Below are 26,206 nucleotides of genomic sequence, written 5' to 3' on the forward strand. Positions count from 1 at the left end.
ATCTGCGGGCTGCGACGAAGAATTTTCGTAAAAAAACCCGGTTTCTGACCTCCCCTGCGTCCAGGACTATTTCTAATAACTAGCCTAATGTTGTTGAGAACGACATCAAGCTATTACCGTTGCTTTGTGCCTATTTTCACCTAATCATCTTTTATGTTTAAATTACTGACAGTGAAGGTATTGAATATATTTTCCAACCCTCCATTACTGAATACTAATCCTGTTAAGGCCCAACTTCCATCTGTATAACGAGAAAATGTAGCCTCCCCTGCGCCAGAGTAGTTTACTTCTCTTTGTTCCGTTTTTATCTTTAAATCTGATACCTGTAATGTAGCTACAGCAGTATTATTTTGATTTTCTCGAACTCCTGCTACCTTAATTGTACCATCAGATTTTTTCCACTTATTAACCATTCTCTCTGCTTTACTTGCAGACAGGGATTTATCTTGTTTAATTAAGTCACAGCCCGTAGTTAAAGTAGACAATACTCCTACACTACCAAGGTAAGATAAAGCAATAAAACTGAATGTTATGAACTTTTGATTTAACATGAAACTTCCTGTTACTCAGTTAATAGTCAGCAAAAAATGAACCTAGACTAAGGTTTGGTACAAGACTTAAGGGTCAACACTGTTTGTAGTGATTACATTCCAGTTTAGCAAATACACATCAGTCTTAAGACATAAAAAAGTAATAGAAAAGTAATAGAAAAGTAAGAATTAAGGGTATACACCAAGTGGTTAGACTATTTAGGACTTAGGCAGAAACCGGGTTTTTTTACGAAAATATTGCATCATAGCCTTTAATATCGGTGAAAAACCCGGTTTCTTTGGTATTGATGCGTCCAGGACTGACTATTGCGCTATAATCTAGTATTGGAAAGGTTTTAGGTGTGAGAGGAATTTGATAGATGACCGTTGACGAAGCCATCGCGATCGCAGAAACAGCCCTTAACTACGATCGCCTCAACAAAGTTCAAGAGATAGTGTTTCGTCAATCCTGGGAAGGACGGTCTTATAAAGAAATTGCAGCCAGCACAGAATATGAATATGATTATATCAAAGATGCTGGTGCTAAACTATGGAAACTACTATCAAAAGCACTAGAAGAAAAAGTCAAAAAAGATAATCTCAAGTCAGTCTTAAAGCGATACTTACGGCGAACTCAAGTGAATCTACAGCGAAATCTGACCATCGAAGTTAATCTCAGCGGAGCAAATCTCAGTGGCGCAAACTTAAGTGGCGCTAGATTATTCGCAAACTTGAATGAAGCTGATTATGTTCAAGCTGATTTAGATAAAATAATCAATGCTGACAGTGAAACTGAATTATATGACTCTGAAAAAGAAATTAACTGGAATGGTTTTTGCTTTCACTGCGACGCCCAAGTGAAAATTGCCGAAATACTCGATCGCACTTCCACACTCTTCATCCCCAACTCCCAACTCCGAATCACAACACCAGAAGGTAGACAGAATCTAGAAGCTGACTTTCTGATCTTCCACCAAAACAAGTTAGGACTGCTAAAAATTGACAGCGAATCATGCCATCAAAACGCCACAGAAGATGAAATATGCGAACTTTCGAGAGATTCAGGCATCAGTCTTGTCAAACATTACGATGCTACCCGATGCAGCCAACAACCCGATTTAGTTGTGCAGGAGTTTTTGGAAATATTGAGTCAGGCGTAGGAAAGTTTTAACTCTGCTTTTAACTGTTGTAAGTCTATTGTTTCTCCCCTCTGGGCTTGTTGAATGCCCGATCGCAAATCTGCCATAAATTCGGAATCAGAGAGAATTTCGATGGTTTCTAACAAAGATTCAAATTGTTTAAAACTGAGAGCAATAATTGCCGGTTTCCCATCCTTAGTGATGATAGCTGGCTCTGTTGCTAAGTCATCGGGCCACTTTGGCAGTTGTTGTTGCGCTTCTGTAATTGTCAGGTATTTTGGCATATTTGCGGAGGTTAATTTTTATCATTATTATAGCATGGTTAATTCAGCACAATATCTTCGTTGGTAAAGATTACATCCTCATAGATAGCATCCATGCTAGCACGAAAGTCCACACTAGCCAAATGAATTTCGCTTCCTTGCGTGTAAGAATGCAAAACCCACAACCCCTCAGCATTGCGGCGAAAACACTCCACCCGCTGCCGCTTTTGATTAATTAACACATACTCTTGAAGCGTTTCTAATTCTTGATAGTCAGCAAACTTGTCACCCCGATCGAATCCTTCTGTACCTTTTGACAAAACCTCGATAATTAAACAAGGATGTCTTTTAAAAGATCGAAATGCTTTGTCCCGTTCATCACACGTTACCATCACGTCGGGATAGTAATAAATATCCCTAGACTCAATCCTAGCTTTCATGTCTGACATATAAACACGACAGCCACTACCCCGAACATGATTTCTCAACAAGGTAACTAAGTTGACACTAATAGTTACATGAGCATCACTTGCACCGGCCATTGCGTAGGTTTCACCCTGAATATACTCATGTTTAACCGGGCTGAGTTCTTCTAATTTCAGATACTCTTCCGGCGAGATGTAATTTTGGTTTTGATTTGCAATCATTGGCTTTCTATGGAGTTTTTTGTGATTCTGATTCCGACCACTTCTATAGCAGTTGACAGTTGACAGTTGACAGTTATATATATAGCGATCCTAAATCATTTGTGAATTTCTTGCTCCCTCCCCTTAGCAAGGGGAGGGTTGGGGTGGGGTAAAAAATTTACGATTCATTTAGGATTGCTATAGTAGCTATTTCAATCGCCCAATAGTGACTTTAAAAAACAAGGTGGGCATTTGCCCACCTTACAAAATTAAGCAGTTTCGTGCTGTTGACGCCAAGCAGGATGCCACAACAATTCCGCAGTCGATCGCTTCTCGACCATTTCCTTGGTAATCGTACAGTTAGCTACATCCTTGCGAGAAGGCAACTCATACATAACATCGAGCATTAATTCCTCTAAAATGCTGCGGAGAGCTCTGGCACCAGTTTTGCGGCGACAGGCTTCCTGGGCGATCGCCCGCAGCGCCTCTGGTTCAAATTCCAACTGCACACTATCCATATTTAACAACTTTTGATACTGCTTCACCAGAGCATTGCGAGGTTCAGTCAATATCTGCATCAAAGCTGCTTCATCCAGGGGTGAAATCACTGTCACCACAGGTATGCGCCCGACAAATTCAGGAATTAAACCAAACTTCACTAAATCATCAGCTTGTACCTGTTGTAAAATATCCGCAGCCCGCTTATCTTTTGGTAACAAAGTCGAGTTGCTGTCAGTTTCGACTGGCTGAATAAACCCTAAAGATTTTTTACCCAAACGCTGTTCAACTATTTTTTCCAAACCGACAAAAGCACCGCCGCAAATAAATAAAATTTTGCTCGTGTCAATTTGAATAAAATCTTGGTAAGGATGTTTGCGGCCGCCTTGGGGTGGCACGTTAACCACCGTTCCTTCCAACATTTTCAGTAAGGCTTGCTGCACCCCTTCTCCTGATACATCTCGCGTGATTGAAGTGTTTTCACTTTTGCGAGCAATCTTGTCAATTTCATCAATATAAATAATGCCGCGCTGGGCCGCTTCGACATCAAAATCTGCCATTTGCAACAGTCGCAACAAGATATTTTCTACGTCGTCACCAACATAGCCGGCTTCCGTCAGGGTTGTGGCATCGGCTACTGCAAAGGGCACTTCTAGCATTTGTGCCAAACTTTGGGCTAGAAGAGTTTTGCCGCAACCTGTCGGCCCGACTAGCATGATGTTAGACTTTTGTAGTTCCACATCGCTGTCTGAGGCAGGTTTGCTACTATCTTTGGCTTGGTCAACGCTTAAGCGTTTGTAGTGGTTATAAACTGCTACTGACAGAACTTTTTTGGCTGAGTTTTGGCCGATGACGTGGCCGTCTAAATGTTGCTTAATGTCTGTTGGTTTGGGAATTTTAGCTAAAGTGATTTTGGATTTGTTCGATCGACCCTGGCGTCGTGTTTTTTGTCCTTGAGGATCTTGAATTTCTGACTGGGGCGCTTGTTGAGCCACTAATTTGCCAGAGTCAAAGAATTCCTCTTCTAAAATTTCATTGCATAGCTCCACACATTCATCGCAAATGTAGACGCCGGGCCCAGCTATTAACTTGCGGACGTACTCCTGGGACTTGCCACAAAAGGAGCATCTGAGATGGGAGTCATATTTTGACATTATTTTCCTCTTAATTTACATTTGCGTTTGGCTGTTGGGATTTAGGGAGTTTTCTCCCGATCGAACATTGTGCTGTTCTCAGGAAGGTTTGGCGATCGCATACCCAAGCCACTCCAGCTTCGCGCTCTCTGTCTCTAAGTTAACACTTTTGAGGCCTCAGTCATTAGTCATTATTCATTAGTTACAAATCAAAATACCAATTTCTGATACAGACATTCGCAAAATTATACACTCAAAAAAGTTTCCTTCTACCTTGAAAAACTGACTTACCATTTTTTGTATTCCAGAAATTTTCCTGACATGATTATTTTCACCCGATCGCCTTTGGGGTCAGCTTCTTTCTCCACATCCAAAGTAAAGTCGATCGCGCTCATAATTCCGTCCCCGAATTTTTCGTGAATCACTGCTTTGAGAGGCATTCCATAGACCTGCATAATTTCATAAAACCGATAAATCAGAGGATCTACCGGAACTGTGGCATCTAAGGAACCTTTGAGGGGAGGTTCTGATAGAACCTGAGCCATCTCGCCATCGAGTCCCAAAGCAGACACAATTTTTTGTGCTTCCTCTGCCGATGCAGTTGCTTGACGATAAATCACCGCTGCAATCCAAACTTCATCCCGACCTAGCAATTTTTCCAAATCTGCAAAGCTAATTCCCTGAGCTTTTTTAGCTGCCAAAAGTTTTTCGGTAATATTTGAAATTGCCATTAAATTTTCTCCATATCGCTACGGTGTAAGATGTGAAATGTATCTCATATTTTTCATCTTTTGTCAATAGCAAATCCCGGAAATATGATAAATTGATAACTCGTTGCCAGACCAATAGCCAATCTCGTCATTATTATCGACAACTGGCGATTGAGAGATCCGCGATCGCTTCTCTACAAAAATGGTACAGTTACCAGTACGTGTAATCAAAATTACATACTCTCTGCTGTGCGATCGCCAGTACCCAGGGTGGGTCTGATACCCGATCGCACCGGCAAAACCCCTTTACCGCTAACAAGTGACCACTGAAAAAAATATGGAGATTAACACCCAAGATTACAGCATCCTGTACGATAGCGCTACTGATACAGTGACCTGCTGTGGCTCTTTCCGGCTCAGCCAAATGGAAGAATACGCCCCGATCGTACAGTTGCTCAATGATGTGGCTGACGGCGAGCAGAAGACCATTACTCTCGATTTGCGAAAACTCGAATTTTTAAATAGTTCAGGGATTAATATTATATCAAAATTTGTGATCAAAGTCCGACAGCAAAAAAGTATTCAGATCGCAGTCAAAGGCTCCAAGGAAATACCGTGGCAGGGAAAGTCCCTCAAGAACTTGCAGCGACTGATGCCTTCCTTGCGATTGGAATTGGAATAGTTAATCCATCAAGGTAAACGTGAGATCAAAGCTAAGTCGGGGAAGCATAACTAGGGATTTGCAATACAGGAAAATAAGTCATAGTTAAGTTCGCAGCAAACGCTAAAAAACTGCGGAACTGACTCCTACAAGTTACCAATTTTCAATTGCTATGCAGGAAGAACCATCGAAAGAACAGTTATTTTTGGAAGTTCAGGCTCTGCGTGCAGAACTGGAAAACTTGAAACGCGAAAAAGCCGATCTAGAAATTTTGCTGGAGACGACAACGGAACACTCGGATACCATAGAAGCTGACTTGCTATCAAAAGCTGAGTTGGCCGTGCGTTCAAGCGAAGAGCAGTTTCGGGCGATCGCCTCAGCAACTCCCGTTCCTGTACTGGTTTCTCGCCTCTGTGACGGTTTAATTCTGTATGCAAACGCTCAAATGGCTTCTCTCCTGGATACACCCTTAGCAGAATTGATCGGGCGTCATACCCCAGACTTTTACTTCGATCCCGCAGAACGCTCAAAGGTACTCGAAATCCTGGCCACAAACGGACACATCAAAAATTACGAACTGCACTGCAAAAAGGCAGATGGTAGCAGTTTCTGGGCCATCATTTCCGTTCAGTCCCTGTTGTTCAATGGTCAGCCCACAGCGTTGTGTGCCTTGTACGACCTTACCCAGCGCAAGGAAGCAGAACAAGCACTCCAAGAGAGCGAACAACGACTGCGCCGCCAAAGTCTGGCCCTGTTGCAGCTAGGTAGGCAGAGGACGATCAACAACGGGGCGCTGAATTTGGGAGTTCGAGAAATTACCGAGGCGGCAGCGCGCACTTTGGATGTGGAAAAAGTGAGCGTTTGGCTGTACAATCATGTCAGATTTGGAACTCGCTACGCCACAGATACTCAGCCAAATTTGGCTGCTAGAGCGATCGCCCACAACCAAAGTGTGGTCATCAATCGAGAGGCGATCGAGCTTCCAGCAGAGCATCAGGTCTATCATTCTAAGTTGACAACCCAAAACCTCAAATTAGTTTGTCTCGATTTGTACGATCGGACCAGTAAAAGCCATTTGAATCGTACAAAAAACCATATAAAAGTTTCCAATTTAAATGGAGAAGGCGATGCAGGCGACGAAAACAATTCATCCCCCAATCCTTTAGACTCGCCATTGACAAATCAAAACCCTGTAACAACATTATCTTTAGAAGCAGAACATACCCCAATCCTAAACAAGGAAAGTAGTCCAAATTCATCCCTGTTAAATGTAGCCATTAGGCTCGGCGGCCAGATAGTCGGAATCCTGTCTCTGGAAGATATCGGAGCACCCCGCCAATGGGCCTTGGAAGAACGAACCTTCGCCGATTCTTTGGCAAATTTAGTCGCACTGGCGATCGAAGGATTTGAACGCCAGCGAGCCCAAGAAGCCCTCTCCAAAGCCAAGTCCGAACTAGAAATCACTGTCAAGCAACGCACCGCTCAACTCACCGCCACCAATAAACTCCTCCGCATCGAAATTGCCGAGCGCAAAAAAACCGAAATAGCTTTACAAGAAGCATTGCACAAAGCCGAAGCAGCTTCCAGAGCTAAAAGCACTTTTTTAGCCAACATGAGCCACGAACTGCGGACACCCCTCAACGCCATTATCGGTTACAGCGAAATCCTAGAAGAAGAAGCCTTAGAAGCAGGGTTCGAGGACTTAATTCCCGACACTAAAAAAATTCAGACCGCTGGTAAACATTTACTCACTTTAATTAATGATATTCTCGACCTTTCTAAGATAGAAGCTGGCAGAATGGAGCTTTATTTAGAAGATTTTCACCTAGGTAATTTAGTAGAAGAAGTCGTAGCAACTTTGTACCCTTTGGTTGAAAAGAATCGCAATCAGTTACAATTTTTTTCCTCTCCTGATTTGGGAGTAATGTATGCTGACTTGACTAAAGTGCGGCAAATTTTGTTTAATTTACTCTCCAATGCCCTCAAGTTTACGCAAGAGGGAACCGTAGTCATCAGCGCAACTCGCGAATTAACAGACGGCACTGAATGGATTTATTTGCGGGTAGCAGATACAGGAATTGGAATGTCTCCTCAACAACAAGAGGGTTTATTTGAACCTTTTATTCAAGGAGACGCTTCTACCACTCGCAAGTATGGAGGAACTGGTTTAGGATTGGCAATTAGCCGTCTGTTTTGCCAGATGATGGGAGGTGATATCACCATTGAGAGCGAGTTAGGTGTAGGCTCAACTTTTACTGTACAATTGAAAGCAAAGGTTGAGGCTAGTTGTTAGTTATTGGTTATTGGTTATTGGTTGTTGGTTATTGGTTATTTGTGATTCAGATCGCAATTAACCATGTCCTAGATCACAAAGTAGTGTGTGTCACCAGCCTACAATGCCTTTATTATCAGGCCATTACGCTACGTTAATATCAATCCAGCCTCAAACTGCGTGAAAATCGTGATTATTTAGGAGTGCATCAAGATGATTACACCTTCCAATCAACCTCTAAAAACTAACCCTTTTAACACTTATCGCGATCCAGTTACAGGTAAGTGGACTGTAGTGCAAACTGTTGAAAATCACACCCAAACGGACTCAACTTATCAGCCCAAAGTGGCGGGTAAAAATGAAATCAAACTAGAAAGGATTCCCAGTGCTTCCCCACCGGCATTGCTGAACTCAAAAAACTTTTCTTTCCCCTTGTCTGTCGTCCAACACCAAGGCAAAAAATCTGCTCATTTTAAATCATTATCCCATTGAATGATGAATAAAAATCCAAGTTTATAGGCATAAGTACCTGTTTTTCTAACCAAAAAAACGTTGAATTATTGCCGATAGAAACGGATTTTATATACCTAGCTCAAAAGCATTTGCTTCAGAGCAAAAATCAAAAATTAGCAGAAGTTGTCAAAAAGTGATATAATTCAACACACATTCTGTAACCCCCGCTGTCTAGATAACTATTCATGAAGGATTCGCTAGATCGCTTCTTACAAGTTGTATGGAAAGACCGACCCATTCGCCAGCGGGGAACAGTCATCGTAGCTATCCCCGTAATTTGTCTGTTTGCTTCGCTGATAGTCATAGCAGGACTGCGAAACAGAGCGATACAAACAAGAAAGGAACTAGATAGCAATAAGGAAATGCTTCAGCAAACAAACCGCTTGTTAAAAACGGTGGTGGATGCGGAGACTGGTCTTCGAGGTTACGGGCTAACCAAGCGGCGGGCATTTTTAGTACCATATTTTGAAGCAAAGAAAACTTTGCCTGAACAACTTTCTGAACTCAAGACTATCACTAAAAAAAATCAAATTCAAAGTCAGCGATTTGCCGAAATTAAAAAAATAACGGAACAGCAAATAGATTTTTTGGAACAGACTCTAAAAAAGATTGACAATTCAGACATAAAAGTCCAGTCTCCGGAAATTACTCAGGCATTCACTGAAGGCAAATTTAAGATGGATAGGCTGCGGGAAAAATTTGATGCCTTTGCAGACGCAGGTGAAGCCTACAAGAACGTTCTAGACCCACAAATGCAGCAGTGGGTGAGTCTCACTAATTACGTCCAATTTACGGCTTTAGTGGTGGGCTTTTTGGGTGCCGCAGCTTCTTGGTATTTATTTGATAGTTTAGAGAAAGAATTGAACCACCGGGAAGTGAGTTTGCAAGAGAGTAAAACTCGCATTCAAGCTGTAGTCGATCATGCAGCGGACGGCATTATTACTTTGGACGAAACAGGCACTATTGAGTCTTTTAATGCTGCTGCTGAACGGATTTTTGGCTGGAGTGCCGATCGCATAATTGGCTCAAATCTCCGAAAACTGATCGCCAAACCTCAACCATACAAAAGCACTGGCGATTATTCCATTGAATATTTTTTGCTAAATCCTGGTGCTAAACTCAATGTTTATCAGCAAGAAACAGCCGGAATTCGCCGGGACGGCAAAAAAATTCCAATGGAGGTGGCAATCAGCGAAATGCAGTTGAAAAATCAACGTTTATTTATTGCAATTTGTCGCGATTTGGGACAGCGAAAACAAGCTGAAGAAACTCTGCGCAAGCAAGCAAAAATGCTTGACTTAGCCAACGATACGATCGCCCTACTGGACTTGAAGGGCAAAATCTCTTATTGGAACCATGGGGCGAAGCGACTCTACGGGTGGCGCAATTCCGAAGCAATGGGAAAAAATATTCATGAACTTTTGCAAACAGAATGGAATCTGCCCTTTGAGGCAATTCAAGAGGAGTTTTTTTCTACAGGAGATTGGCAAGGTGAACTGGTGCGTACTAAGCGAGATGGCACAAAAATCACCGTAGCAAGTCGCTGGACTTTGCAACGGGATGAAGAAGGGGAACCCCTGGCTATTTTGGAAATTAGCAACGATATTAGCGATCGCAAATTGTCCGAAATTGCCGCTTCCGAAAGCGCCGAAAGGTTTCGCGCCACCTTCGAGCAAGCCGCCGTTGGGATGGCCCAAGCAAATCTCGAAGGCAAGTTGCTGCTAGTCAATCAAAAACTTTGCGAAATTTTGGGTTACAGTCGAACCGAACTGAGTGAGAAAAACTTTAAAGAAATTACTTTCCCCGAAGATTTGGAACCAGAACTGCATCATTTGCAACGCTTATTAGCAGGAGAAATTGAAACTTACTCTATGGAAAAGCGCTATATCGGTAAAAATGGAGAGTTGATTTGGGCAAACTTAAGTGTTTCCCTGCTGCAAGAACAAAATGGCAATAAATATTTAATGGGTGCTGTAGAAAATATTATGGCACGCAAACAAGCTGAGGAATTTTCGCGATTGCAAAGAGAAGAATTGAGGTGGATGGCGGACACCCTAGCTAAATTCAGCAATAATTTAAGAAAGCAGAATGAAGAATTAGAGCAGTTTGCCTATGTAGTTTCTCACGATTTGAAAGCGCCATTGCGGGCGATCGCCAATCTCAGCAGTTGGATAGAAGAAGACCTCAGCGACTCGATGACAGACGATACTCTACACCAAATGAACCTACTGCGCGGCAGAGTGCACAGAATGGAAGGTTTGATTGAAGGACTGCTGCAATATTCCCGCGTCGGACGGATGCAAGTGGCTTCCGAAACAGTAAAAGTAGATAAGTTATTAGCAGAAATAATTGATTCCCTAGCACCCCCACCGGAATTTGTGGTGGAAGTGCAACCAGGAATGCCAACTTTTGTAGCAGAAAGACTGCTCTTACAACAAGTTTTTTCTAATTTAATTAGCAACGCCATCAAACATCACAGAAGTCCCACCGGTCATATCACCATCTCTGTGGAAGACATCGGTGATTTTTATAAATTTGCTGTAGCAGATGACGGCCAGGGAATTGCGGCTCAGTATCACGAGAAAGTTTTTGTAATTTTTCAGACTTTGGAAGCTCGCGATCGAGTAGAAAATACTGGTATTGGTTTGTCCCTGGTTAAGAAAATTGTGGAAAATCAAGGTGGAATTATTTCCTTGGAATCGGCAGAAGGTGAAGGGGCAACCTTTCGCTTTACTTGGCCTAAGCAACCTATTAAGTAGAAAGAAGAAGTCACCCCCCCTAGGGCGTGTTGTCAAACTACTCCTTAAGATTTAGATCCCCCTAAATCCCCCTTAAAAAGGGGGACTTAAAGACTCTTTCCCCCCCCTTTTTAAGGGGGGCTGGGGGGATCTTTGGGTTTGAAAACACGCCCTAGCCCCCAGGGCTGTTTCATTCTCCGAAAAACAAGGATGAGTTAGAGGTAGTGCCTAGTGCCCCGGTGCCTAGCGGGAGCATCCCGATTTTGCATAGGCGAAGCATTCCGACAGACAATTTATTAGTGATAACCAGAAATTTATAGCCGGAATGCTTCGCCCCTACGAATATATTTGCAAAACACAGATGCACCCTGCCTACCCGCCTCACAGTTACTATTAATTTGCTGTCTTTCTGGTCAAAATTCCTTGACTGGGACTTAACAAAAAAGCTAGCAAAAATAACCCAAAAATAACCAACACGATCGCCGCCCCGGACGGCATATTCAAATAATAGCTGAGATACATACCAGTCACACTAGCAGTAATCCCAATAATTGCTCCCAATCCCATCATTAAATGTAACTCTTTCACCAACAAATATGCAGTAATTCCCGGCCCGATTAACAGCGCAATCACCAACAGAGCCCCCACGGTTTGCAAACTCGCAACAATCGTCAAGGTAATCGCTGAAATCATCCCTAAATAAATCCAGTTTACAGGCAAACCGCTGGCCTGAGAGCCCAGGGGGTCAAAGGTATAAAACAGCAGTTCCTTATAACATACTTTCACCGCCACCAAAATTATCAAGGTGGTGACAAAAGTTTGTTGCACGTCTGCTGGTGCAACGGACAAAATATTGCCAAACAAAAAACCGTCTAGGTCTAACTTGGTGGTTCGCAACAAACTAATCAGCGTGATGCTAATAGCTAAAAATGTAGACAAAATTAATGCCATAATTGCATCTATTTTGATTCGGGATTGTGACTGAATCCAGGCCATGATGCCAGCACTGATTATCCCTGATATAAACGCGCCGATCGCGATATTGAAACCCAAAGCAAAAGCTACGGGTAATCCAGCTAGCACGGAATGGGCAATCATGTCAACCATCATGCCCATTTGCTGTACAATTAAATAGGAGCCGACCACCGCGCAGAGTATTCCTAGTAATACGCCGATCGCGATCGCATTACGCATAAACTCAAATTTCAAAGGCTCAATTAGTAAGTTTAACATTTATAGGACAAGGAACAACGCAGCAGGAAACAATGCAGCCATAATATATAGCCCAACCCTGCACAGGCAGGATGCCCGTGCTACGATGAATTTTACAGGTAAAAATAAATTTTCATCGACCTCAAACCGAAACTAAACTTAAATCATAACCATAGGCTTTATGAATATTAGCCACTGTCAGCACTTCTTTACAGGAACCTATCGCAATTAACTGTTTGTTCAATAACAATAAATTATCATACTTTTTTAAATTTTCTCCTAAATCGTGACTAATTACTAGCAAAGTTTTATTGGCGGCTTTGAGTTCAGCAAAAATATCAAAAACAATCTCTTCTGTTGCTTTGTCAATGGCATTAAAAGGCTCATCAAAGAAGAATAAATCGGCCTGTTGGGCGATCGCCCTTGCTAAGAAAATTCGCTGCTGCTGACCCCCTGAAAGTTCGCCAATTTGCCGATCGCGCAAATCCCACATTCCCACCCGCAACAAAGCAGTTTTCACCAATTCCTGCGACTGACGGGAGGGACTGCGAAACCAACCAGTCTGGACTGTGCGCGCCATCATCACCGCATTCCACACCGTAATCGGATAATCCCAGTCAATTTGCGATCGCTGCGGCACATAAGCCACCCGCCCCAACTGTTCCTTCAACAACCGCCCCTCATATTTTACCCTACCCCGACAGGCTGGAATCAATCCCAACATAGCTTTCACCATCGTGCTTTTCCCCGCCCCGTTGGGCCCGAAGACTCCTGTTAACTGTCCTGATGCTAAATGAAAATTGATGTTGTTCAGGGCCGAAATTCCTCGATAATTGACAGCCAAGTCTTGAACTTCTAGCATAATTTGAGATTTTGAGAACGATTCTTGTTTCCAGCTACTACAATAGAATAGCTCAAAAAACCAATAATGATTATCGTTTCTGAAGTCTTATGTTCCAGAAGTTGACGGAGAAAACCAGCAGAGTCAGCGTTGTGGCGGTTTTGGCGATCGCGCTAGGATTAGTTGGATGCAGTGAAAAGCCCCAAGCCAGCAATCCCATACCTGAGAGTCGGGCGACCAATTTGCCAAAAGTAGTGGCCACTACTGGTGTTATTTGCGACATCACTAAAGAAATTGCCGCAAGTTCGATCGACACTATTTGTTTAATTAAACCCGGAGATGACCCCCACGCCTATCAAACCAAGCCCGAAGACCGTAAGGCCATTGAAACGGGCAATCTGATTTTATACGCAGGTTACGACCACGAACCAAGTATCATTAAACTGATCCAATCTACTACCAATTCTGCGCCCAAAATCGCCGTCCACCAACTCGCAGTACCCAAACCACTCATGGGCGAACACGAGTACGAAGCAGAACACAAAACCGCAGCCAAACCCCATGAAGCAGGGGAAAAAGTTCCTGACCCTCATGTTTGGCATAATCCTCAAAATGGCATTCGGATGGTGGAAGTAATTCGCGATGAATTAAAAAAAGTTGCTCCTAATAACGCTGAGATTTATACTACAAATTCCGCCAAATTAATAGCAGATTTACAAAAATTAGATACTTGGATTCAAGCTCAAATTGCGACGATTCCCCAAGCTAAACGCAAGTTAGTCACTACTCACGATGCTCTGAGTTACTATGCTAATGCTTACGGTTTCGAGGTAGCTGGTGCTTTGCAGGGTGTGACTACAGAAGAACAGCCCACAGCAGCTAGAATCGCCGAATTGTCATCAGAAATTAAGAGGGCGGGAGTACCGACAATTTTTGTGGAAACTACGACTAATCCCAAGTTGATGGAGACTGTGGCGAGGGAGGCTAATGTCAAAATTTCCGACAAGGAACTCTACAGCGACGAGTTGGGGGCTCCTGGTAGTGGCGCTGATACCTATGAGGGGATGCTGAAAAGTAATACTTGTGCGATTGTTTCTGGGCTTGGGGGAAATTGCACTCTTTGATGGATTTTCGGTTGTTTCTGAAGTGATATTCAATTGTAGGGTGCGTCCTGTGAGTTTTTGGAACAATTTTTAGAGGTTCGGGAAGTGACGCACCCATCGATTGCCACCCTAGGAACTGGGTGTCAACTAGGATTGCTCATCGGTAGTGGGAGGTTTTTGCCCTATGCCCAATTGTTTCTTGGATAATTTTAATTCTTTCCATAGCGCTTTAATATCTTTATAAGCTTTCTCAGCGCTAATTTTGCCCCCTGTTTCCAGGGAACAAATGTAAGTTATTTTTTGAGCAAACTCTTGCAAGTTGGCATTGAACGCCAAGTTTTCTGGCGTAAAATCGCCGTAGTAGCGATGGCGAGGATGTAAAAAGTCTTCCCGCTCGGTCATTGCCCCCCTCCTAATTCCTGTTTGTAATGGCGATCGCTTGCTTCCATTGTAGGGCGCAAGTAGCAATTGCTTGATTTTGCCTTGTACTTACTTTATTAATCTAATTTTAACCTTATGTTACCGTTATTTTAATTTTTCTTTAACCTTGTTTAAACAAAATTGGGAGCTGCGGATACCGCAGCCCCCTTTTGATAAAGTTTACAGGTTTTTCTTAACTTCTGTGCAAGCTCAGCACTTACTTGTGGCATTCGCAGCCTGTGTGGCCGCAGCCACTACCGTTGGGGTGTCCGTCGGCGCAAGCAGTGGAACAGTATTGTTTGCCGTCTTTTTCAATGGCTGCACTCAGGTTGACAGTGCACAAGCAAGATGGACAGGCACATTTTGTTTGGGTTGCAGTGGTCATGGTGTTTTTTCCCGGTAGGTTCGTTTGCTTATATTTATATATGAACACATATTCAGAGATGAGTCAAGGGGATAGGAAATATTTTTGAAAGTGGGCGGAGGGACTATTAGAAATCCTCAAATCTCAAATCGCATTAAAATGAAAATGAGAACCAAAATAAATCTTGAAAGAATGTTATCTAACTCTGCTGTGAATGGGGCGGTAAATGGACCGATCGCCCAAAATGATACACCAATCTGCGATCGACCGCACCTAGTTGACAGTTTGCGAGTCCAGGATATTCAAACCCAAATTCTCGACACCGCCAAAGCTCAGCGCATGGCAGAATTTTTCAGTCTTTTGGGAGATGCGAACCGCCTGCGGCTGTTGTCGGTTTTGGCAAAACAAGAACTCTGCGTGTGTGATTTGGCGACGACTTTAGGGATGAGCGAATCGGCTGTGTCCCACCAGTTGCGGGCGTTGCGGGGGATGCGATTGGTACGTTATCGCAAGGTGGGGAGACAGGTTTTTTATAGTTTACTCGATCGCCATGTTTTGGAACTTTATAATGCCGTGGCGGAACACTTAGATGAAGCCGATTAAGCTTTTGGGAAGGGGGAATGGGGAATCGGGAATGGGGAATCGGGAATGGGGAATTGGGAATGGGGAATTGGGAATGGGGAATTGGGAATGGGCCAAGGAGTGTCAACTTAAGCTGTCAGCCCGCCAAGTTCGTTGGTCATCCCGCGAGTCCGACAGGGGTTGAAACCCAGGGCTGTTTCATTCTCAAAAAAATGAGAGTTTTGTAGGGGTAGTGCTAAGAATGCCTACCCTCCCCAACGACTTAATCTTCGACGGTGTGGCCTGTAGCAACAATCGCCTGTTTGATTGATTCTTCTGCGGCTTTAGCCTCAACAGTTACAGTCTTAGCTGCGATATCTACATTGATTTTCGCTTCTGGTTCCACTGTTTGGATCGCTTTGGTAATTGTGTCTCCGCAGCCGGCACAGGCGATGGAAGGGACGTTAAATAGTATGGGCATAATTAAGGGAGATTTGGTAGATGACTGTTGTTTTATTTTAGTCTAATAGCAATTTTCAAAAAGAATGCAACAGTAGTCTTGTCCCTCCCCTTGATAAGGGGGGGTTAGGGGGGGTCAAAGATTGTTGCACGATTTTAGAGAAATGGTATAATTTCTGCCTCTCGTCCGCGAGTTAGGGGGCTTGAGTCCTCACGAAATTGTTGTTTTTGGGCAATTATTTTTGGTTTGACCAAGAAAATGGGATACAAGCCCCGTCCTTCGCTTGACGGCTTTTTGCTAGAATACAGATAGTCGCCGAGCGGGCATTGGGAGACTTTAAACGGACAGGGAGGGACTGTAAGACTACCTTGGTAGCAGGACTCGTTGAAGTGTCAAGAATCCCCGCTCGTTTACGACGGGGAGTATGTCAAATACCAATTTCATAAAGTAGCGCTAGATATTACCCCCCCAACCCCCCCTTATTAAGGGGGGGCTAAGACTTCATCCATAGCACATAGGTCAGAAAAATGGTGTCACCAGCCCCTAGAGGTTGAGGGAAATTTGATTAATCCCAGCCGAAATCTCGATCGCACATTTGGGCTAGTCTTTGATTGTGCGATCGAAAATATGCTCTCAATTGCTCGTAGATAGGCTCGCTGATGGGGGGATATTCGGTGGAGTTGTATCTTTCGTAGGTTTGTAGCTGATGGGGCGGTAAGTTTAAGAACTCTAAGACGGTGTTGAAGGTAGGGCTGGGATTGGTGTACAAGTCTTCGCTTTTGATGATTAAGATTTGTTCTTGGGGAAATAGTTTCATCCAGGCTGGAAGTTGATCTGCGTAAATGCCGCGAGTTAAATAGCTGTGGTGTTGGTGTTCGTAACTGTAGTAGTTGGGGTTGGCGATCAGTTTTTCAATTTCGCCTTGGAGTCTTTCGGGTTCGGAGGCGATCGCACTTTCTAATGATAGCGATTCGTAGCCAATTTTGATATAGTAATAATAATGGGAAATAGCGCGGTCTATGGGGTTTCTCAGGAGGGCAATTATTTTGACTTGGGGACACAAATCGTGGATTCGCCCTGGAACTTGGGGATGAAAAATATAGTAGGGGCTGGCTTCTCCTGTTGTCAGATTTTCGCCGTTTTCTGGCTGGGGAAACTGGGAATAATACCAGTCTGCACCCTTGTCGAAGTTGAGGTCAAAATAATGTACTTCTTTTTGGGTGGCGGGGACGATTTGGGGATGTTGGGTGAGATAGTTATATAGGGATGTGGTGCCGCCTTTTTGGACGCCGATGATGATGAAGTCGGGGGGTTTTGGGATTGGGTTCATGGGTTGTAGGTTGATATTTTGCATTTGTAGCGACTGTTTCGGATTTGGCATTTGTACCGATAGTCCGCCGGGGGTTAAAAACCCCCGTCTCATAGCGCAAGTCCTTTGAAAAGGACTCAAGATGTCTTTCCCGATTCGAGAATTCCGCGATCGCCCATTTTAGCTCCGATCGAACTTAATCTAGATCTTGGTCAAGATCGATAAAATATATCGCGCCCAACAAGGCTTGTAGGGGCTGGTTTTACCAACAATCTCGGCCTTTGACCAATAATCTCCTAAACCCGCCCCACCCAAGGGCAAATCGCGGGTTGTGGGCTGGGAGATTTTATTTTTGAGCCAAATAACACATTATGTGAATTTTTGCAACGGGTTGATATGAATGTTGAATATAATGGGAATTATAAAAAAGGGATCGTACTGTCGAGCAGTAACTACCTGCAATACCATCTCTGAAACTATTCAGGAAGGCGTCAATGTATAAAAGCAAATTATCTAAAGTTATCGTATCCCTGTTACGGCGGGTTCTCGGTGTGACGCGATCGGGTGCGAAACGGCTAATGAGGGCAATGTTGCGATCGCTCATGGCAATGGGCCGACGGGCAAATTTGCCCGTGGCGGGGTTTGTGCTGCCGACGGTGACGATGGTATTGTTGGTGGTGATTTTGCTGACGGTGGCGATTACTCTGCGATCGTTCGATCGCGCGAATAATGCTCGGAATGTGCGGGTGAATCAGCAGGTATTGGCGGCGGCAACTCCGGCGATCGATCGGGCGAAGGCGAAAATTCAGTTTCTGCTACAGCAAACCCAGGGTAGGGGTACTCCTTCTGATAGAGACTTGTACTTTCTGATAGCAAACCCCACTACAAGTGGAAGTCCAACCGATAGATATACATTTGGGGACGAGACACGCCTGAGAATTAAGTATGATTTAGACGATAGTAAAAGCATAAGTCCCGATCTTCGCGTTAACGATACTGGGTTTGTTGTCGAAAAAAATGAATCCATCAATACTGCTTGGAGATATCCCGTCGATACAAACAACGATGGCAAATTTGACAACTTTACCCTCTACGGCATATTCTTCCGCAACCCCCCAAGAGACGATGATGCAAAAAGCCCTACTGTGGGCGACTTCTTAAGACAAAGAAAGCCGTTGGAAGCAAGAACCCCGCCGGTGGTGCAACTTAAGGCTGGTTGCACACAGGGTGGAGGTACTGTCGCTACTTTGGCGGGAGACTCAGGCTGGTACAGGATAGACGGCAAACTTAAAAAAAGTTTTTTTGTTTATACAGTGAACGTACCGATGACAGCCAAAGATGCTGCTATAGATCCTAATAAGTATCAAGCATTCACAGGAACTTCTAGCATTTCAGCCCTGGAATATCAGCAAGACCAAAGTCTGATTCCGATCGCCAACAACGCGGTTGTTTATGAAAACGATTTAGACATATCGCCGGGACCTCCGCTGAGACTAAACGGGCGGGTATTTACAAACAGTAACCTGCTGGTATCAGGGGCGGGTAGCGCTAACAGTATCCAATTCTATCAGGTGAGCAGCCCAGATTCTTGTTACTACGAGCAAGAAAACAGCAAAATTGTTGTGTCAGGTAATGTAGTAAATGGTACGGCGACTAACAACACGACCAAGAATGCAGTGGACGTGCACCTTTTCAAAAAAGAAGGTGGTACCCTTCCTGCGGGCGGCAGAACCTCGTTCATGCTGGGTCAAAAATCAGAAATTAAGAATCCCACAGGGGAGTCAGCTAGCAATCCTACCTTGGAGGTTCTTTACAACGATGAGGCCTATACAAAGCGCCTAGATTTGCTAGTGGCAGCACAGATGGGAGCACCCCTACCAGCTACGGGCTTAGCAAACCCTGATGTCCAACCTAGCGACCCATTTTCAGTCAGGCAGAAACCGGAGACCCAAAGCAGGGAACAAGCACTGGGAGAATATTTTAAACAGATGCTTCGCAAGGTTCCGTTTGCGGAGGTGCTGCCGGGAGGAGATGCAACAGCAGGCTACGGTCTTACCTGGTCAGTACCACCCGGAACCCCACCCATGGTAGGCACACAAGACACCTTAAGACCTATTGACGATTGGACAAACCTTGCCAAAACCAACATCAGCCTAACGGCTAATCAGCTAGAAGCAACAGACCCCTCAAAAGAACCGGAGGAAGAAAGATTTCTGGGCGATCGCCTTGTGGCGGGGAACAACTTGCCAGCCCTGAGATGGGATGCCACCAAATCCGAATTTACCAAAGAGCCGGAAAAATTAATAGGACAGAAGTGGAATAAGACCGACGCCGTAGATCCTAATTTTCCCCGCACGCGATCGCCGCATGTGACGAAGATCGCTGATGTGGGAGCGACTGATCGCGGAGGTTTCTGGGAAGGAGCAGCAGCGGAAATACCGAAAAATCCTCTGGATGGCGTTGGCGGCTTGCGCGTCATCACCAGTGCAGGGGTTTACGAGCGCAAAAATTCTTTCCTACCGCCCCCCACTTGGATAGATTCAACAACTGGCAACCCTGCTACTACTGCTACTTACAACGACCCGGCAACTCCTGCTAATGAGCAGTTCCCCGTTGTCTGGCCAGACTCGATGCCGATGTCACCCCTGGGAGAAGGGTCTAAAGTCTATGACAATAGTGCTGGTGGCGCTTTCAATGATGCAAATTGGACTAAATGGGTAAACTCTTGGTCAACAAACCTGCCACCAGCCGTCGGCAGCTCGTTGATCGACCCCTCCACTCCCCAGTATGCCAAAGGCGATTTGCGGATGCGGGCAACGGCAGTTTATCACTATGCAGATAACGGCTACGACCCAACAAAGCTAACAGCAGGAAATCAACCCGACCAAACCCCAATTGCCTGCATCAGCAGCTACTACGACCCCAGTACGGCTTCAACGGCAAGAAATTTAAGTACACTTCCAGCAGGAACAGATGTCAGCGGGGATACTTCACTAGGGGCTCGTGGCAGTCAAATTGGCTCCAACAACGGCATCACCTACGGACCCCCCACAAGAGGGCGACCCGCTATTTCTACTCTGAACACGACTACAGGCTTGCTCAGCGGTGGAGACACAATTTTGGAAGCTCAGGCAAACATGGTCTTCCCGGATGGTCGGTTTGCCAACGGGCCGCTGAGAAAGGCTCTTGTACTAGCTGAAGACAAGCGCACGCTAGCAGACAAAGCTGCGATCGACTCGACTAATTGCGCCCTACAGATACTTGACGGATCGATCGGTGCTGCCAATCAGGGAGTTATTGCCCACGGGGCAATTAAAGAAGTAGCATTTTTGAATGGTAGAGAAATTAAGGCGATCGATCGCGATGACTTGACAACCAATGTTAACGAAGCCTTTACTCTGAGCAGCCCCGCCACAGGTGCCCAAGCCGCCAAATTAACAGGGTACTACAATCTGCCATTAGAAGAACGGCAACCCCTAGAAATTCGCGCCACTCAGATTGACTTAGATCAACTTCGGAAGAAGATGATCGCTCAAAGTAACAAGACTGGGCCAACGCCGGAGTATTTGCTACCAGACAGTGGGATAATTTATGCCAGTCGCGACGACGCGCTGCGCGATCTCAGTTTTCGTCCAGGTCTTGCCACAGGAGGGATAGATGAAACTAGGAGCAAAACAGTCAGCCCCACAGATTCCCTACTAGATCCTACTCGCAAGCCCAACGGAATTCTGCTTATTAATGGTCAGCAGTTAGCCAGAGATTCGGGCGACCCCGCTACTGTGGCGGATGTAGTGAAAGAAAAAGGGCTGACTTTAGCATCTAATTTGCCCGTTTACGTCCAAGGCGACTTTAACCCTCACCTCAACGAAGAATTTAATCAGAAAGTGGGTGATTGGAGTACCTTTTACGATCGCAAAAGCACTGACCTGAATAATAACTTTGCCTGTCGTCCAAAAGACCCCAGATTAAATGGTAAATGTACAACAGGCGACACTTGGCGTCCCGCAAACATAGTATCAGATTCAGTCAATCTGCTATCAACCAATTACCGTTTTGGCTTCCGCAACGAGGGAGATTTTGACCTGAGAAATAATGCCGGTGCTGCTGCTGTAATACCTCGCAAACAGCAAGGATTTTACAGCAACAACTTTGTCACAAACGGACTTTCGAGCGGGGCGTTTTCAAGTAACGGCTATTTAGTAAGTACCACAGGTGCTACCGCTACACCCCTGATAGACAGTACCTACGTGAGTCTAAATCCCCCACTATCGAGTTCTTACTTCAATAACTTCGTGACTCCAGTCCAGCGACGCGGGAATTTCCCAGAGTATTTGATGGAAGTTTGTACAAAAATCCCAGTTTCTGCGTGTGGGGATGACGACTGGTATGTAAATCCTCTGGCAGGAGCACCAGGCAAGGCGACAACCACTGTAGGTCAACCTTATGCAAAACCTATTGACAATACTTCTACTTTTCAAGCTGGGTCAACGGTCGATCCCCCATTGCCAGCACTGCAACGCTTCCCCCGCCGTGTTGCTTTTTCCCGAACTGCTAACGCACTGGATTCGCTAACTGCTCCTGAGCCATTAGGGATTGATACCACCAACGGAAAAGTTGTCAAAGGGCCCGGCAGATCAAGAGATAATTCTCTGTGGTTTGCGACTACTGTGAATGCTGGTGACTCTACGGTGACTTACAATTCAAATTTCCCCTATGTGTTTAACCAGGCTCAGAAGGACGGGAGCGGTGCAAATCTGCCACAATTAGACACAGCAATAGCTCCAGGAAAAGGCACCCAGCCACTACTAATGCCAGTTTTGCAGATCCAAAATGTGACAGCGGCGGATTCTACCGAGCCAACAGGTGTAGATATCGTGATCAAAACCGGATGGATACCGCAGGCTAACAACACAACATTTAATATGGTCGTAGGCTCGAACGATAGTCCTTCGCGAGCCCTCGGTAATGGCGTCGGTGACTTTAACGGCGGTATGCAAAACTTGCCCCGATTCATGGAAAGCTGGAATTCCGGGCAAGTTTCCACAAACATCCAGGGTTCCTTTATCCAGTTCGGCCGGAGTGAATTCAGCACCGCGCCATATATCCCTGTTATAGATCCTGGTGCTATGTCGGCTCTAGCTGCTCAGGCTGTGCCGGCTACCACGGCTAATTCAATTCAGTTGCGGAGTCTTTTCGACTCACCCCCAACTGATCCGCCGGACGCTACTTCTCCAAAGCCTTTCTACAGAACTGATAACGCCAACCTTGCGGGGAAAGGAGGTCGCATTCCGTTCTTCAGCCCTCCTGCTCGGAATTGGGGTTATGACTTAGGCTTGCTATCTCAGCCGCCCGACTTATTTACCCGAAAGTTCACGACTCCTCCCTCAAAACGAACCCCGGACGAGTATTTCCGGGAAGTATCTCGCGATGACGAGTGGGTGCAAACATTGTTGTGTTCTTTCATCGATGACGCAACTACGGCGACAACGCCAGCGATCGATATCACTAACAAATTGCGCCCAACAGACTCATTCTGCAAATTTAAAGCAGGTGCCTAATCATGGATAAACTACTAACAGACAACAGCTACTCGGAACTGTTGTTTAAGGAAGCAAAAACAGCAACAAAATTTAACGGCTCCCTGGCCGAGAATAAATCTGGCAGTTGCGTCCAAAAATCAAAGGCACAAGATTCGGGATACACGATTATCGAGTCTTTGGTAGCGATGATCGTGGTCTCGGTGCTGATGATTGCGATCGCCCCGGTGATGGCCTTCTCCGTAGCAATTCGCGTCCAAGCGCGACGAACCGAACTGGCGGCGATGGCGGGGAGAGCTTACATTGACGGTTTGCGATCGGGGACGATCACACCCGTTGGAACCATAAAAGGTTTTCCCACTAACTCCGCAGATTTGGCTAATGCACCGGCTCCGACAAATAAAGACAATTTATACTGCGTTGACTTGGATGGAGGAGGTTGTAGCACCAGTAGCAACAAAGACTTTTACGTTCAGGGAGCTTGGCAAAATAAAAATGTTACTACTGGTGGCGATCCCACAAAAACTGGCTACCAGCTATTAGTCCGAGTTTACAGGGCTGATTCCTTTGCTACAGGTGTTACCTTGAAGGCTCCCAATGATCCGAAGGCGATCAAACAATCAATCGTGGGTTCAGGCTTGGGCGACAAGACAATGCCAGTAGTAGAAATGGGTGCAGAGATTCCCGCCACAACAGTAGACCCTACAGGAGATGCCGCTTACAGGTCACTGTGCAGTCGCCTCCAATATGGTACTACAAAGTGTAACTATTAAATTCCTTTTTATTACATTAAAATCCATCCCCATCACTAGGTAAAGGAAGAAGTCAAATGAAAACTTTACTCAGGTTGCTTCTCAAAAATCAGCACCAACAAAACCGATCTAAGTTAGATCAAACAGAAAAGGGCATGACTCTAGTCGAGCTATTAGTCGGATCGATTATGGCATTTTTAATCATCACACCGATGCTCGCCTTTGTAGTCGATATGCTGAATACCGATCGCAAGGAACAACTCAAATCGAACACCGAGCAAGACCTCCAGGCGGCGGTTGATTTCATCTCGCAAGATTTGAGTCAAGCCATTTATATCTACGATAATGCCGCTATTAATACCATTAGATCTCAACTTCCCGAGAATGGAAATCAAAATAAAATTCCGATCCTCGTATTTTGGAAACGCCAACGGATAAAAAATGCGATTCCTATTAACCCGACTGTTTATAAGACAGTAAAACCAAAAGACTGCGCTACTGATAATAATAAAAAAGATCAATGCAACGACACCGATGTACTGTCATTAGTTGCCTACTACCAGTTTAAAGACAAGGACGATACTTGGTGTCAGCCTTCAGGAGGCACTTGTCCTACCCGCATTGCCCGCTATGAAATTAAGGATGGGGTAAAAAACCCTGACGCCACAGATTTTACAAACCCTTACTACAGTGATAGTGATACAATACTATCTCAACAACGAGATCCAGCTTTTAATCAAAAATTTGACTTTAATAAACCCACACTAAACGTGACAGATGTTACGAAACTGACAAATCTTCAATCCCAGGTACTGGTTAACTACATCGACCACAGTAGTAATACCCAGACGCAATTACCACCCACTGAATGCGAAACGGCTCTTGGTAACCCTAAAGACCAAAAAACCGAACAATTCTTGAAAGAAACAACGCTAAGAGCAACCGATACAGAAGGTAGAAATAGCTTCTACGCTTGTGTAGATACAGCTAAAAACATAGCCAGAGTCACAATCAGAGGAAATAGCCTGCGCCGCCTTCAAGCCAACGATGCTGACTTCAAAACCACCAGTTCGGCATTTTTCCCCACAGCAACCGTCCAAGTAAAAGGTCTCGGTGCGCGAGGAAAATAACTGATTGATGAAACATATTTAAGAATCGCATATATAGCACATAAAACAGGAAAATAACATGAAAGTTCCAATTTTATTCAAATTTTTGCATATCTATAACACCCAAAAAATCGGCAATTCCCCACATACTAAACCGAGAAAAGGCGATGAGGGTTTCACCCTTCTAGAAGTGCTGGCGATCGCCCTGATCGTAGGTATCCTCAGTTCCATCGCCGCTCCCGGTTGGCTGGCTTTCATCAACAATCAAAGGGTGCGCACAGTCAACGATCGCGTTTTGCAAACCTTGCGAAGTGCACAAAGCGAAGCAAAGCGAAGTAAGCGGGATATCACAGTTACATTTAATCCTACTCCGGCTACTGACCCTCCAACAGTTACGATTAACCTAACAAATCCAGCGACCAATCCTCCCACACAAACTGCTCTCACAACAACCCCTCCAATACAAACAGTGACTTTCGACGGCGGAGGCGAAATAAAACCACGCACTATTTTACTTTCAAGTCAAGCTAATGGATCTACCACCCAATCAATTACCTTTGATTATCAAGGAAATATCACAAGCCCATCAATAAACAGTCAAACACCACGAAACATAACTGATGGCTTTTCTGTCACAGTTCAACCTACTGGTGGCGGTGCGAAAAAGTGTGTAATTGTTCAAACCATTTTAGGAGCAATGATAACTGAAGAAGGGTCTAATTGCCCCTAGTCTGGCAGATATTTTTTAATCTCTAACATCAATTCCGCGTCACTCCTAAATTGTTAAGATATTTTAAATTAAAAAAAGAATGCAACAGTATTCTTGTCCCCCCCCTTGGCAAGGGGGGGCTAGGGGGGGTCGAAGAATGTTGCACGATATTTACAATACCAATTAAAAATTTGACTATTAAATCTAGATCTGAACGAGCCGAGAGGGCGGGCACTCTTGGCACCGCCCCTACAGAAGGGGGGGATAAGAGTACGATCTTTCGTCCCTCTTCTCCCATCCCCCCATCCCCCCTAGGGGGGGCAGGGGCAGGGCCATTGGTGTCAACTTAACGTCAAACCGATAGTCCGACAGGGGTTTAAACCCCTGTCTCAAAGCTAAAGTCCGACAGGGGTTTAAACCCCTGTCTCAAAGCTAAAGTCCTCTAAAAGAGGACTAATGAGTTGAGATTCTTCTCTTCATATCGTTTCCGGCTGCATCGGAATGATTTAACCGCAGAGAACACAGAGGACACAGAGGGAGAGAATAGAGATCTGAATCATTCAGATGCTACCGGATTTGATATCAGTCCTCTTTGAGAGGACTTTCGCTATTAGCCAGGGGTTTCAACCCCGCTTAGGACTCGCGGACTCGCAGATGATCTGCTTAAGTTGACACCAATGGGGCAGGGCTGTTTCATTCTGGTGACAAATCATCGTTTTGTAGGGGTAGTGCCCCCGTGCCTACCC

23 protein-coding genes are annotated in these 26,206 nt (G+C 44.8%); 12 read left to right on the forward strand and 11 right to left on the reverse strand.

The genetic code is table 11. The annotated features are described in order from the left end of the window. Positions 1-140: 140 nt before the first annotated feature. Complete coding sequence (locus tag P2A85_RS11955) at positions 141-551, reverse strand: hypothetical protein (protein ID WP_377480154.1); 411 nt, start codon at positions 549-551, stop codon at positions 141-143. A gap of 359 nt (positions 552-910) precedes the next feature. On the opposite strand from P2A85_RS11955, the gene P2A85_RS11960 reads away from it, so the two are divergent. Continuing rightward, positions 911-1,690, forward strand: a complete 780-nt coding sequence (locus P2A85_RS11960; protein WP_377480156.1) for a pentapeptide repeat-containing protein — start codon at positions 911-913, stop codon at positions 1,688-1,690. On the opposite strand, the gene P2A85_RS11965 is transcribed toward P2A85_RS11960, so the two are convergent. From P2A85_RS11965 to cynS, 4 genes are all read right to left on the reverse strand, one after another. After that, positions 1,681-1,953, reverse strand: coding sequence for a type II toxin-antitoxin system Phd/YefM family antitoxin (locus P2A85_RS11965; protein ID WP_377480159.1), 273 nt, complete (start codon positions 1,951-1,953; stop codon positions 1,681-1,683). The genes P2A85_RS11960 and P2A85_RS11965 overlap by 10 nt on opposite strands. Before the next feature lie 38 nt (positions 1,954-1,991). Then, entirely contained in the window at positions 1,992-2,579 is a 588-nt protein-coding gene (locus tag P2A85_RS11970; protein ID WP_377480162.1) for a Uma2 family endonuclease, read from the reverse strand. A 248-nt stretch (positions 2,580-2,827) separates the two neighbouring features. After that, positions 2,828-4,210 (reverse strand): ATP-dependent protease ATP-binding subunit ClpX, encoded by a 1,383-nt coding sequence (clpX, locus tag P2A85_RS11975; RefSeq protein WP_377480165.1) that lies wholly within the window; start codon positions 4,208-4,210, stop codon positions 2,828-2,830. A 266-nt stretch (positions 4,211-4,476) separates the two neighbouring features. Beyond that, entirely contained in the window at positions 4,477-4,920 is a 444-nt protein-coding gene (cynS, locus tag P2A85_RS11980) for a cyanase (protein ID WP_377480168.1), read from the reverse strand. Between the two features lie 316 nt (positions 4,921-5,236). Here cynS and P2A85_RS11985 point away from each other — a divergent pair, with 316 nt between their 5' ends. From P2A85_RS11985 to P2A85_RS12000, 4 genes are all read left to right on the forward strand, one after another. Beyond that, positions 5,237-5,581 (forward strand): hypothetical protein, encoded by a 345-nt coding sequence (locus tag P2A85_RS11985; RefSeq protein WP_341734032.1) that lies wholly within the window; start codon positions 5,237-5,239, stop codon positions 5,579-5,581. Between the two features lie 151 nt (positions 5,582-5,732). Further along, positions 5,733-7,853 carry a PAS domain-containing sensor histidine kinase gene (locus P2A85_RS11990; protein ID WP_377480171.1) on the forward strand — a complete coding sequence of 707 codons (2,121 nt, stop codon included), beginning with the start codon at positions 5,733-5,735 and terminating at the stop codon, positions 7,851-7,853. A 192-nt stretch (positions 7,854-8,045) separates the two neighbouring features. Next, positions 8,046-8,324 carry a hypothetical protein gene (locus tag P2A85_RS11995; RefSeq protein ID WP_377480174.1) on the forward strand — a complete coding sequence of 93 codons (279 nt, stop codon included), beginning with the start codon at positions 8,046-8,048 and terminating at the stop codon, positions 8,322-8,324. Positions 8,325-8,530: 206 nt separating this feature from the next. Next, positions 8,531-11,104, forward strand: a complete 2,574-nt coding sequence (locus P2A85_RS12000; protein ID WP_377480177.1) for a PAS domain S-box protein — start codon at positions 8,531-8,533, stop codon at positions 11,102-11,104. A gap of 372 nt (positions 11,105-11,476) precedes the next feature. On the opposite strand, the gene P2A85_RS12005 is transcribed toward P2A85_RS12000, so the two are convergent. Together P2A85_RS12005 and P2A85_RS12010 are read right to left on the reverse strand one after the other, a co-directional pair. After that, positions 11,477-12,316, reverse strand: coding sequence for a metal ABC transporter permease (locus tag P2A85_RS12005; RefSeq protein WP_377480180.1), 840 nt, complete (start codon positions 12,314-12,316; stop codon positions 11,477-11,479). Positions 12,317-12,437: 121 nt separating this feature from the next. Then, positions 12,438-13,157, reverse strand: a complete 720-nt coding sequence (locus P2A85_RS12010) for a metal ABC transporter ATP-binding protein (protein WP_377480183.1) — start codon at positions 13,155-13,157, stop codon at positions 12,438-12,440. 89 nt (positions 13,158-13,246) lie between these two features. Here P2A85_RS12010 and P2A85_RS12015 point away from each other — a divergent pair, with 89 nt between their 5' ends. Further along, positions 13,247-14,260, forward strand: coding sequence for a metal ABC transporter solute-binding protein, Zn/Mn family (locus tag P2A85_RS12015; protein ID WP_377480186.1), 1,014 nt, complete (start codon positions 13,247-13,249; stop codon positions 14,258-14,260). A 126-nt stretch (positions 14,261-14,386) separates the two neighbouring features. Here P2A85_RS12015 and P2A85_RS12020 read toward each other — a convergent pair whose 3' ends face one another. Both P2A85_RS12020 and P2A85_RS12025 read right to left on the reverse strand, forming a co-directional pair. After that, positions 14,387-14,707, reverse strand: coding sequence for a hypothetical protein (locus tag P2A85_RS12020; protein ID WP_377480189.1), 321 nt, complete (start codon positions 14,705-14,707; stop codon positions 14,387-14,389). A 169-nt stretch (positions 14,708-14,876) separates the two neighbouring features. Continuing rightward, positions 14,877-15,044: a metallothionein gene (locus P2A85_RS12025; protein ID WP_377480192.1), complete on the reverse strand. Its 168-nt coding sequence runs from the start codon at positions 15,042-15,044 to the stop codon at positions 14,877-14,879. Between the two features lie 171 nt (positions 15,045-15,215). On the opposite strand from P2A85_RS12025, the gene P2A85_RS12030 reads away from it, so the two are divergent. Then, positions 15,216-15,626, forward strand: coding sequence for an ArsR/SmtB family transcription factor (locus P2A85_RS12030; RefSeq protein WP_377481452.1), 411 nt, complete (start codon positions 15,216-15,218; stop codon positions 15,624-15,626). Then, on the forward strand, positions 15,613-15,789 hold the full coding sequence (locus P2A85_RS12035) for a hypothetical protein (RefSeq protein WP_377480195.1): 177 nt from the start codon (positions 15,613-15,615) through the stop codon (positions 15,787-15,789). Before P2A85_RS12030 ends, P2A85_RS12035 begins: the two co-directional genes overlap by 14 nt. Before the next feature lie 78 nt (positions 15,790-15,867). Here the strand turns inward: P2A85_RS12035 and P2A85_RS12040 are convergent, their stop codons facing one another. Beyond that, complete coding sequence (locus tag P2A85_RS12040) at positions 15,868-16,065, reverse strand: heavy-metal-associated domain-containing protein (RefSeq protein WP_340519941.1); 198 nt, start codon at positions 16,063-16,065, stop codon at positions 15,868-15,870. A gap of 544 nt (positions 16,066-16,609) precedes the next feature. Next, on the reverse strand, positions 16,610-17,425 hold the full coding sequence (locus tag P2A85_RS12045) for a sulfotransferase domain-containing protein (RefSeq protein WP_377480198.1): 816 nt from the start codon (positions 17,423-17,425) through the stop codon (positions 16,610-16,612). Positions 17,426-17,847: 422 nt separating this feature from the next. On the opposite strand from P2A85_RS12045, the gene hpsA reads away from it, so the two are divergent. Genes hpsA through P2A85_RS12065 form a run of 4 tightly spaced genes read left to right on the forward strand, consistent with a single transcriptional unit; the run spans position 17,848 to position 25,481 of the window. Beyond that, positions 17,848-22,911 carry a hormogonium polysaccharide biosynthesis protein HpsA gene (gene hpsA / locus P2A85_RS12050; protein ID WP_377480201.1) on the forward strand — a complete coding sequence of 1,688 codons (5,064 nt, stop codon included), beginning with the start codon at positions 17,848-17,850 and terminating at the stop codon, positions 22,909-22,911. A 2-nt stretch (positions 22,912-22,913) separates the two neighbouring features. Continuing rightward, on the forward strand, positions 22,914-23,663 hold the full coding sequence (gene hpsB, locus P2A85_RS12055) for a hormogonium polysaccharide secretion pseudopilin HpsB (RefSeq protein ID WP_377480204.1): 750 nt from the start codon (positions 22,914-22,916) through the stop codon (positions 23,661-23,663). Positions 23,664-23,719: 56 nt separating this feature from the next. Beyond that, the gene (gene hpsC / locus P2A85_RS12060) at positions 23,720-24,772 is read left to right on the forward strand and encodes a hormogonium polysaccharide secretion pseudopilin HpsC (protein WP_377480206.1); all 1,053 of its coding nucleotides are present in this window, start codon (positions 23,720-23,722) and stop codon (positions 24,770-24,772) included. Between the two features lie 58 nt (positions 24,773-24,830). Continuing rightward, complete coding sequence (locus tag P2A85_RS12065; RefSeq protein ID WP_377480209.1) at positions 24,831-25,481, forward strand: Tfp pilus assembly protein FimT/FimU; 651 nt, start codon at positions 24,831-24,833, stop codon at positions 25,479-25,481. Positions 25,482-26,206: the final 725 nt, after the last annotated feature.

It is taken from the genome of Microcoleus anatoxicus, assembly GCF_042465725.1.
In the GTDB taxonomy this organism is placed as follows: domain Bacteria; phylum Cyanobacteriota; class Cyanobacteriia; order Cyanobacteriales; family Microcoleaceae; genus Microcoleus; species Microcoleus anatoxicus.